The organism is Streptomyces mauvecolor (assembly GCF_039532965.1).
GTDB lineage: Bacteria > Actinomycetota > Actinomycetes > Streptomycetales > Streptomycetaceae > Streptomyces > Streptomyces violascens.
Genome location: NZ_BAAASQ010000005.1, coordinates 277,816 through 285,858, shown reverse-complemented (window position 1 = coordinate 285,858; position 8,043 = coordinate 277,816). Strand labels below are relative to the sequence as shown.

Annotated in this window: 9 protein-coding genes; 3 read left to right on the top strand and 6 right to left on the bottom strand. The window is 71.7% G+C overall.

Annotated elements, in window-relative coordinates:
- Positions 1–457: 457 nt before the first annotated feature.
- Entirely contained in the window at positions 458–943 is a 486-nt protein-coding gene (locus ABD346_RS06790; protein WP_344372843.1) for a hypothetical protein, read from the top strand.
- Between the two features lie 38 nt (positions 944–981).
- On the opposite strand, the gene proC is transcribed toward ABD346_RS06790, so the two are convergent.
- The 3 genes from proC to ABD346_RS06775 form a co-directional block, all read right to left on the bottom strand.
- Positions 982–1,791, bottom strand: coding sequence for a pyrroline-5-carboxylate reductase (proC, locus tag ABD346_RS06785; RefSeq protein WP_344372840.1), 810 nt, complete (start codon positions 1,789–1,791; stop codon positions 982–984).
- An 88-nt stretch (positions 1,792–1,879) separates the two neighbouring features.
- Complete coding sequence (locus ABD346_RS06780; protein ID WP_344372837.1) at positions 1,880–2,617, bottom strand: ABC transporter permease; 738 nt, start codon at positions 2,615–2,617, stop codon at positions 1,880–1,882.
- The gene (locus ABD346_RS06775) at positions 2,614–3,483 is read right to left on the bottom strand and encodes an ABC transporter ATP-binding protein (protein WP_344372833.1); all 870 of its coding nucleotides are present in this window, start codon (positions 3,481–3,483) and stop codon (positions 2,614–2,616) included. Before ABD346_RS06775 ends, ABD346_RS06780 begins: the two co-directional genes overlap by 4 nt.
- A 152-nt stretch (positions 3,484–3,635) precedes the next feature.
- Between ABD346_RS06775 and ABD346_RS06770 the strand changes: the two genes are divergently transcribed.
- Positions 3,636–3,779 carry a hypothetical protein gene (locus tag ABD346_RS06770; RefSeq protein WP_344372830.1) on the top strand — a complete coding sequence of 48 codons (144 nt, stop codon included), beginning with the start codon at positions 3,636–3,638 and terminating at the stop codon, positions 3,777–3,779.
- On the opposite strand, the gene ABD346_RS06765 is transcribed toward ABD346_RS06770, so the two are convergent.
- From ABD346_RS06765 to ABD346_RS06755, 3 genes are all read right to left on the bottom strand, one after another.
- Positions 3,776–4,531, bottom strand: a complete 756-nt coding sequence (locus ABD346_RS06765) for a class I SAM-dependent methyltransferase (protein WP_344372828.1) — start codon at positions 4,529–4,531, stop codon at positions 3,776–3,778. The genes ABD346_RS06770 and ABD346_RS06765 overlap by 4 nt on opposite strands.
- Before the next feature lie 435 nt (positions 4,532–4,966).
- Positions 4,967–5,485 (bottom strand): hypothetical protein, encoded by a 519-nt coding sequence (locus tag ABD346_RS06760; protein ID WP_344372826.1) that lies wholly within the window; start codon positions 5,483–5,485, stop codon positions 4,967–4,969.
- Between the two features lie 35 nt (positions 5,486–5,520).
- Positions 5,521–5,817: an SH3 domain-containing protein gene (locus ABD346_RS06755; protein ID WP_344372824.1), complete on the bottom strand. Its 297-nt coding sequence runs from the start codon at positions 5,815–5,817 to the stop codon at positions 5,521–5,523.
- Between the two features lie 125 nt (positions 5,818–5,942).
- On the opposite strand from ABD346_RS06755, the gene ABD346_RS06750 reads away from it, so the two are divergent.
- The gene (locus ABD346_RS06750) at positions 5,943–8,039 is read left to right on the top strand and encodes a protein kinase domain-containing protein (RefSeq protein ID WP_344372821.1); all 2,097 of its coding nucleotides are present in this window, start codon (positions 5,943–5,945) and stop codon (positions 8,037–8,039) included.
- Positions 8,040–8,043 lie beyond the last annotated feature (4 nt).

Below are 8,043 nucleotides of genomic sequence, written 5' to 3'. Positions count from 1 at the left end.
CCCTTTCCGGCGGTTCCGACTCTATCAGATCCTTTCGGTTCCGATTTCCGGTCTCCCGGAGCCAAGTCGGCTTGTCTTCCCGGCTGTTCTGCCGTTCCGACGAGTGAGACATTAGCGGAATCCTGTCCCCCGACGCCAATCGGAGTGCGTCCTCGAACGCGGATTCCTCATTTCGCAAAAGCGCACGAAAAACGAGACGACGAGGTGTCGTTCATAAGAAGTGGTTGATGCGGAATGGCTGTCCGGGGACCGACCGGAGTCGGCGCTCACGTCGGACAACTCGGAGAACATTACGTACCGGAGATGGCCGTGTCAACCCTCGGCCAGGGGGCCGGCCGAGGGCCCGTGCGGGGTCTCGGCCGGGGCCTCGCACGCCTCCGACCTTGTGCTTTCGGCTGAGGCAGGCGTGGCGGGACGGCTGATCTGCGGTCGCGGGATGCGTCCTAGCTTGGCGGGTATGAGGTCTCTTCTTCGCATTGCCGTAGCCGCCGCGACCCTCCTCGTGCTGGGGATGGCCGTGGGGCCCGGCGCTGCCTACGCCGCGGACGGTGACGAGCACGTCGCCCGCATACGGCTGCGGGTCGTCGACGCCGTCAATGCTGAGACCCGGGTCGAGATCGAGCGGGCGCGCGCGGGTCTCGCGTCGTCCGCTGAAGTGGCGCGGCTGGAGGAGAAGTTCCGGGAGGGGAGTCGGCTCGCGGCGGACCTGCGCACCGTGCGGGCGGTCCGGCCGCGGAGTGCCGGGGCGGACACCCGCATCCATTCGGCCGGTGACGGTGACAGCGGCAAGCCGTCGGGGGGCAACGCGTTCCGGGCTGCGCGTGCGGCGCTTCCGCATACCCCCGTCGGGGTGCTGAGCCTGGTCGGCGGGGGCGCGCTGGCGCTCGTCGGCGGGGGCGTGGCCGCCGCTGTGCTGCGGCAGCCACGCAAGAAGGCGCAGTGAGAGGACGTAAGGAGACATAAAGAAGGGGGCTTGAACGGTCAGCTGTTGCCGGAGGCCAGTTCGCGGCTTCGGTCTCGGGCGGCTTCCAGGGCTGCGATCAGGGCGGCCCGTACGCCGTGGTTCTCCAGCTCGCGGATCGCGCTGATGGTCGTGCCGGCCGGGGACATCACCGCCTCGCGGAGCTTCACCGGGTGCTCGCCGCTGTCGCGGAGCATCACCGCGGCGCCGATCGCGGACTGCACGATCAGGTCGTACGCCTGGGCGCGGGGCAGGCCGAGCAGGATGCCGGCGTCGGTCATCGCCTCGACCAGGTAGTAGAAGTACGCGGGGCCCGAGCCGGAGAGCGCGGTGGCCGCGTCCTGCTGGGATTCCGGTACGCGCAGGGTCTTGCCCACGCCGCCGAAGATTTCCTCCGTATGGGAGAGGTGGTCCGGTGTCGCGTGGCTGCCGGCGCTGATGACCGACATGCCCTCGTCGACCAGTACCGGGGTGTTCGGCATGACGCGTACGACCGGGGTGCCGGAGGCCAGGCGGGCTTCGATGAAGGAGCTCGGGATGCCGGCCGCGGCGCTGATGACGAGTCGGTCGCTCGTGACGTGCGGGGCCAGTTCGTCCAGGAGCTTGCCCATGTCCTGGGGCTTCACCGCGAGGATCAGGGTGTCCGCTCGCTTGGCGGCCTCGGCGTTGGTGACCGTGTCCACGCCGTAGCGGGCGTGGAGTTCCGCGGCGCGCTCCGGGCGGCGGGCGGTGACGAGGAGGTTGGACGGGTGCCAGCCGGCGCGGATCATTCCGCTGAGGAGAGCCTCGCCGATCTTGCCGGTGCCGAGGACTGCGACGGTCTGGGTCATGCGGTCACCCTCCAGGTGGTGCGGTCTCGTGTCGCCATCCTCGCATCGGGGGCGGGCGGCCGAGGGGGACGTCCGAAGGGCGGTACGGCTACGGCGTTCGGCGGGGCAGGGTGGCGGCGCCGAGGACGAGGACCAGGAGCGCGATCGCCGCCACGATGCCGGTGTCCTTCGCGAAGGTGGCCGTCGCGTCCGGGTGGTGGAGGACCTGGGTCATGGCGTCGACGGCGTACGACATGGGCAGGACGTCCGAGATCCAGCGCAGGACCGGCTGCATCGAGCCGCGCGGGGTGAACAGGCCGCACAGCAGGAGCTGGGGGAAGATCACCGCCGGCATGAACTGGACCGCCTGGAACTCGGAGGCGGCGAAGGCCGAGACGAACAGGCCGAGGGCCGTGCCGAGTAGGGCGTCGAGCAGGGCCACCAGGAGGAGCAGCCAGGGGGAACCGACCACGTTCAGGTCGAGGAGCCAGACGGAGATGCCCGTCGCGATGAGCGACTGGATTACGGCGAGCGCGCCGAAGGCGAGTGCGTAGCCGCCGATCAGGTCGCCCTTGCCGAGCGGCATGGCGAGGAGGCGTTCCAGGGTGCCCGAGGTGCGTTCGCGCAGGGTGGCGATGGAGGACACCAGGAACATCGTGATCAGCGGGAAGATGCCGAGCAGCGAGGCGCCGATGCTGTTGAAGACGGCGGGGCTGCCGTCGAACACGTACCGGAGCAGGATGATCATCAGCGACGGGATGATCAGGAGCAGCGCGATCGTGCGCGGGTCGTGGCGCAGCTGACGCAGGACGCGGGCGGCGGTCGCGAGGGTGCGGGATGCGGTCATGAGCGGGCCTCGGGGTGAGAGGTCGGGGGCTTGTGGTGCGGTCGCCCGGAGGTCTCCGGGTGGGCGGCCTCGTCCACCAGGTGGAGGAAGGCCTGCTCGACGGTTTCGGTGGCCGTACGGGTGCGCAGGTCGTCCGGGGTGTCTTCGGCGAGGAGTACGCCTTCGCGCAGGAGGAGCAGGCGGTGGCAGCGTTCCGCTTCGTCCATGACGTGCGAGGAGACGAGCAGGGTGGTGCCGCGGGTGGTGGCGATGGTGTGGAAGAGGTTCCAGAGGTCGCGGCGGAGTACGGGGTCGAGGCCCACGGTCGGTTCGTCCAGGACGAGCAGTTCCGGGGTGCCGAGCAGGGCGACGGCGAGCGAGACGCGGCTGAGCTGGCCGCCGGAGAGCCGGCCCGCGAGGTCGTCGGCGTGGCTGGTGAGGTCCACGTCGGTGATGGCCCGGGCGACCGCCTCCGCGCGGGCGGCGCGGTGGGCTCGGCCCGGGTTCAGTACGGCCGCGAAGTAGTCCAGATTCTGACGTACCGTCAAGTCCTGGTAGACGGACGGGTCCTGGGTCACATAGCCGATGCGCTCGCGCAGGGCCGGGGTGCCCGCGGGGGCGCCGAGGACGGTGAGGGTGCCGGTGACCTTCGCCTGCGTACCCACGATCGCGCGCATCAGGGTCGACTTTCCGCAGCCGGAGGGGCCGAGGAGGCCGGTGATGCGGGCACGCGGGACGGTGAAGTCCAGGGCCTTCAGGGCGTTGCGATCGCCTCGTACGACGGTGAGGGATTCGGCGGTTACGGCGGGTCCGGCCTGGGGGGCTGGGGTTGTGTCGCGCCCTGGGGAGGTGCTGTTGCCCGTGGGGTCCGGGTCGTAATTCACCATGTGATGAATAGTGCGCCTGCCGAGGTTCGGGCGTCAAGGATCGAGGGGCGGTCGAAGGGGATTCCTCGTGGCGGTGGGCCACGGTCGCGGTCGGCGCGGTCGGCCGGGTGGGTGCGGGGGCGGCGATCGGGGGTGGGCGTACGGATCACCGGATGCGGCGCTGGGCACGGACCCACCCGTGGCGGGCCGCGCGGGTGCCGACAGCTCTCATGGTGCTCGGCGATGTCTTCGTACGCCAGGTCGTGCCGTCCGAGTCGCTGGGTGCTGGCGCCGGACTGCCGGCGCCCGGCGCTTAGTTGAGGGCCAGGCGTAGGTGGACCACATAGCTCTCCTCCACCGTGCCGTCGGGGAAGAGTTCGCTCAGGAGCTCGTGCTCCCTCGTCATGAACTCCCTCGTCCTCTCCTCGCCCAGGACCAGGAACGCCGAATGGCTGCCGAGATTCGCCAGGTGGGTGGCGAGGGAGACCTCGCGGGTGTGCGGGATCTCGCGGTCCGTGAAGTCCAGGCCGGGGACGTCGGTCCAGGGGTGGCCGCCCCGCTGGTTGCCGGTGCCGGCCGGCCGGATGTGGTCGTGCTGGAAGAAGTCGTGCAGGCGGGCGTCCTGGGCGGCCACCCACTCCGCGGAGTGGTCCGACGTGTTCCACCACAGGGCGAGCGCGCCGCCCTCGCGCAGTACGCGACGGGCTTCCGGGCCCGCCTTCGCCGGGTCGGTCCAGTGCCAGGCCTGGGCGTACGTGATGAAGTCCGCGGATGCCGTGGCGAGGGGGAGGTGGTTGCCGTCGCCCCGCACCAGGGGGATGCCGGGGTTGTTCCTGCGGAACTCGGCCGCCATGCCGTCGCCCGGCTCCACCGCGGTGACCCTCGCGCCGCGGGCGTGCAGGAGGCTGGTGGCTATGCCGGTGCCGGCGCCGATGTCCGCGACCTGGGCGTTCTTCAAGGGGCGTCCTGCCAGTTCCTCCAGGGTGTCGAGGAGGAGCGGTGGGTACGAGGGGCGGTTCGCGGCGTACTGCGCGGCGGCGGCGTTGAAGGAGAGCGCGCGGGTTGTCATGGGGGCGAGTCTGCCGGGCGTGGCGGGGTGGTGGGGCGCGTTTTCCCCGCCCCACCCCGCCCCTTCCCGAAACCCGCCGGGGGTGGGAGAGGGGTGAAGCCGGGTTTCCTGGGGCTCCGCCCCAGACCCCGTTCGCGCCTTAAGGGGCGCTCGTCCTCAAACTCCCCCAAGGCCTTAAGGGCCAGGGGGGACCCCCATGACAGGCTGAAATGCCCCGGTGCGGGCCAGCATCAACCCTGCTCAGAGGCGCGGGGAACTGCGCGAGCAACCACGCGCGGGCCGCGGCCGAAAGCCATCCGCCCCCGGCAGGTCCCGGGAGGGGTGGGATGGGGAAGTTCCGGGGGTTCGGGCCGGAGGTCCCGCGAGCGTCCCGGGGTCACCGACCCCCAAGGGGCGCGGGTTCACCCCCGCAGTCTCCCTGGGCCGGGCTTCCAGCTACTTTCGCTTTGGCTTTTTCTTGGTCGGCTTCGGCGCGGTTTTCGACGGGTTGCCTCGGCGGCGGGCGTACTGGGCGCGGGACGCCTCGTATTCCTGGCGGTGCAGCGCCTCGCCGGGGGCCTCCGTGAACGTGCGGAAGAAGTACGCCAGCAGTGAGCCGATGAAGCCGATCGCCTTCAGGCCCTGGAGTGAGCGGTCCGCTTCCGGGTCCGACGGACGGGTCGAGAAGGCGTCCCAGGTCTTGCGGAACGCCAGCGCGCTGCAGATCGCGAACATCACCACCACCAGCACGTTCACGAAGCCGCCGGTGTCCGAGAGCTGCAGGCCCTCGTACGCGAAGCGCAGCACGAAGCACGCCGCCACCGCCGCCACCAGCGAGCCGATCGCGACGCCCACCCGGCGCAGCCCGTACCCGTTGTCGTGGTCCACCCACGTCGTGCCGAAGAAGCGGATGGGCTCGGGCTGGGGGCCCGCGGCGCTTCCGCCCTTGTTCTCGGGGTTCTCGGGCTCGCTCATGGGGTCGATTATCCCAGGGGCGGACCCGTACCCCGTCAGCCGCAGCGCGGCGCCACGTATCCGTCGCTCCCCGTCTTCACGTACGCGTCCGAGACGAACCGGCCGTTGCCGATGTTGTCCCAGATGTTCGACGTGCCGTACGGGCCCGTCACCCGCGTGCCCGGGGTCTGGCAGTTCACCGGGACCGTGGCGCCCTGGGGCAGGACGTCGATGATCGAGTAGCCCGTGCCCGGGCCGCTGCGGACGTTCAGTTCGCAGCCGGGGGCCACCGGGTAGCGCTGGGTCCCGAGCGAGGACGTGGACGCCATGGATTCTGCGGATTCTGCTGCCATGTGAAGCTCCCCCATTGGTTTCACTCTGCGTGCAACACGCAGGCTAGCAAGCCCCATCGGGCCCGTACGCCCCATCGACTAGGCTCCGTCGGACGCGTGCGTACAACGGACACCGGGGGTGCACCATGGCGTCGCCGCGCAGTGTCGGCTTCGGGGCGGAGGGCGCCGCGGATCCGGAATCCGTCGGGGCGTACGGGCTCGAATCCGTGCTCGGCTCGGGCGGGATGGGTGTGGTGCACCTGGCCACCTCTCCCTCCGGCATGCGGCTCGCCGTCAAGGTCGTGCACGCCCAGCACGCCGCCGATCCGGAGTTCCGGGCCCGCTTCCGGCAGGAGGTGTCGGCGGCCCGGCGCGTCAGCGGGGCCTTCACCGCCTCCGTCGTCGACGCCGATCCCGATGCCGACCGGCCCTGGATGGCCACCGTCCACATCCCCGGGCCCACCCTCGCCGAACGCGTCAAGGACAGCGGGCCGCTGGCTGCCGCCGAGGTGCGCCGGCTCGGGGCCGGGCTCGCCGAGGCGCTGCGCGACATCCACCGGGCCGGGGTCGTGCACCGCGACCTCAAGCCGAGCAACGTGCTGCTCGCCGCCGACGGGCCCAAGGTCATCGACTTCGGGATCTCGCGCCCGTACGACAGCGATCTGCGGACCGAGACCGGCAAGCTCATCGGCACGCCGCCCTTCATGGCGCCCGAGCAGTTCCAGCGGCCCCGCGAGGTGGGGCCCGCCGCGGACGTGTTCGCCATGGGGGCCGTGCTCGTGCACGCCGCCACCGGGAGCGGGCCCTTCGACTCCGATTCGCCGTACGTCGTCGCGTACCAAGTCGTCCACAACGAACCCGACTTGGACGGGGTTCCCGAGGATCTCGTGCCCGTGCTGCGGCGCTGTCTCGCCAAGGATCCGGGCGACCGGCCCACTCCGGACGAGCTGATGTCCGCGCTGCGGTCCGCGGCGTACGGGTCCGAGGCCCAGATTCCTACGCAGCTGTTCCGCAATCCGGTCCGGGCCGAGACCACTGACGATTCCCCCTCGCCCCGGCGCACCCGCCGGCTCGTCGCCGCGCTCGTGCTCATCGGGGTCGTCGGCGGGGGCGTGGCCGCCGTCCATGCGCTGCCCGACGGCACCGGGGCCGTCGCCGCTCCCGAGCAGCACGCGGCTGCGCAATTCCGGCCGTGGAACGTGCAGTTGGCGGCCAAGGGGGACGGGAACCGTACGGCCTTCTGCTCGGCGGACGCGGCCGGCGGCGCCCTGTACTGCGCCGCGCCCGGGGTCGCCGTCGCCCGGCTCGACGCCCTCGGCGGGAAGGTCCTCTGGTCGGTCGCGGGGGACGGCGGGCAGCTGCTCTCCGACGACCTCGCTCCCGTCGTGGCCGACGGGAGGGTCCTTGTGCGGGCCCCCGGGGGCGGATCCTTGCGGGCGTACGACGCCGGGAACGGGAAGCCGGTGTGGTCCGCCGACGTATCGGCGTACTCCGGGGTGCATCCCGCGGGCCCCACCGTACTGCTCGCCACGGCGGACGGGCACGTCACCGCGCTCAACTCCGCCACGGGGAAGGAGAGTTGGCGGAAGTCGGCGGTTGGCGGACCTCGGTCCCAGTGGGTCGTGCCGGTCGACGGCAAAGGGCCGGCCTTCGTCGTCACGCCCTCCGCCGACGGGCGCTCGACCTCCGTCGCCGCCCTCGATCCCGCCACCGGAGCCGTACGCCGACAGGCCCGGGCCGACGGACGGCTCCGCCCCGTCGCGGCCGACGGCCAGGCCGTGTTCCTGCTGGCCACCGACGCCGGCGGATTCACCTCGGCGGTCGTACGCCTCGACACCGCCACCCACGCCGTCCGCCGCACCGCGCTCACGGCACCGCTCGACCAGGCGCAGGCCGGGGTCGACGGGGACACGGTCTACCTGTTCGGGGCGGGCGGGGCGCTGGTGGCGGTCGACTCCGTACGGGGCGGCGAGAAGTGGCGGCTCGACACGGGGGTGGCCCGCGCCTCGCGGCCCGTCGCCTCGGGCGGCCAGGTGTATCTGACCGGCGCGGACGGTCGCCTGCTCGCCTTCGACGCGGCCAAGGGTGCACTCGCCGGGCAGACCAGCCCCCGCATGAACAACGGGCGTTACACCTTCACGCCCGCCCTCCCGGCACCGCTCGCCGCCGGGGGGCGGGTGTATGCCGCCTCCCCCGACGGGTCGGTGTTCGGGGTCGATCCGGGAGATGTCGGCAGCTGGTGACGAT